This is a genomic window from Cupriavidus sp. IK-TO18 (assembly GCF_015549295.1).
GTDB classification, from domain to species: Bacteria; Pseudomonadota; Gammaproteobacteria; order Burkholderiales; family Burkholderiaceae; genus Cupriavidus; species Cupriavidus oxalaticus_A.
On the sequence record NZ_JADGMP010000063.1, the window covers coordinates 1 to 1,471 of the forward strand.

The following is a 1,471-nucleotide window of genomic DNA, read 5'->3' on the forward strand; positions in this document are numbered from 1 at the left end:
ACAAGCACCTGTCGCGCGGCAAGCTGCTGCCGCGCGACCGCGTGCAGCAACTGCTCGACCCGGGCACGCCGTTCCTGGAGCTGTCGCAGCTTGCCGCCTACGACATGTATGACGATGCCGCGCCGGGCGCGGGCATCATCACCGGTATCGGCCGCGTGGCCGGGCAGGAGTGCGTGATCGTCTGCAACGACGCCACCGTCAAGGGCGGCACGTATTATCCGATGACGGTCAAGAAGCATGTGCGCGCGCAGGAGATCGCCGAGCAGAACAACCTGCCGTGCATCTACCTGGTCGATTCCGGCGGCGCCAACCTGCCCAACCAGGACGACGTGTTCCCCGACCGCGACCACTTCGGCCGCATCTTCTACAACCAGGCCAACCTGTCCAAGCAGGGCATCCCGCAGATCGCGGTGGTGATGGGCTCGTGCACCGCCGGCGGCGCGTACGTGCCGGCGATGAGCGACGAGTCGATCATCGTCAAGAACCAGGGCACTATCTTCCTGGGCGGCCCGCCGCTGGTGAAGGCCGCCACCGGCGAGGAGGTGAGCGCCGAGGACCTGGGCGGCGCCGACGTGCATACGCGCCTGTCCGGCGTGGCCGACTACTTCGCGCAGAACGACCACCACGCGCTGAGCCTGGCGCGCAATATCGTGCAGCACCTGAACCGCCGCAAGCCGGACCAGATCCGCCTGCACGAGCCGGTCGAGCCGCTGTACGCGGTGGAAGAACTGTATGGCGTGATCCCCACCGACACGCGCAAGCCCTATGACGTGCGCGAGGTAATCGCGCGCATCGTCGACGGCTCCGAGTTCGACGAATTCAAGGCGCGCTACGGCACCACGCTGGTGTGCGGCTTTGCGCGCATCTGGGGCTACCCGGTCGGCATCGTCGCCAACAACGGCATCCTGTTCTCGGAGTCGGCGCTGAAGGGCGCGCACTTTATCGAGTTGTGCTGCCAGCGCAAGATCCCGCTGGTGTTCCTGCAGAACATCACCGGCTTCATGGTGGGGCGCAAGTACGAGAACGAAGGCATCGCCCGCAATGGCGCCAAGATGGTGACCGCGGTGGCGACGGCGCAGGTGCCCAAGTTCACGGTGATCATCGGCGGCTCGTTCGGGGCCGGCAACTACGGCATGTGCGGGCGTGCCTATTCGCCGCGCTTCCTGTGGATGTGGCCGAACGCGCGCATCTCGGTGATGGGCGGCGAGCAGGCGGCGAGCGTGCTGGCGACGGTGCGCCGCGATGGTATCGAAGCGAAAGGCGGCAAGTGGAGCGCGGAGGAAGAGGATGCGTTCAAGCAGCCGATCCGCGACCAGTACGAGCACCAGGGCCACCCGTACTACGCCAGCGCGCGGCTGTGGGACGACGGCGTGATCGATCCCGCGCAGACGCGCACGGTGCTGGGGCTGGGCCTGTCGGCCAGCCTGAACGCGCCGATCGAGGACATGAAATTCGGCGTGTTCCGCATGTA

Annotated in this window: 1 protein-coding gene; it reads left to right on the top strand. The window is 66.8% G+C overall.

Features of this window, described 5'->3' with window-relative positions; genetic code table 11:
* The coding region (locus IPF36_RS33960) for a carboxyl transferase domain-containing protein (RefSeq protein WP_195432327.1) at positions 1-1,471 on the top strand (1,471 nt) is incomplete at both ends.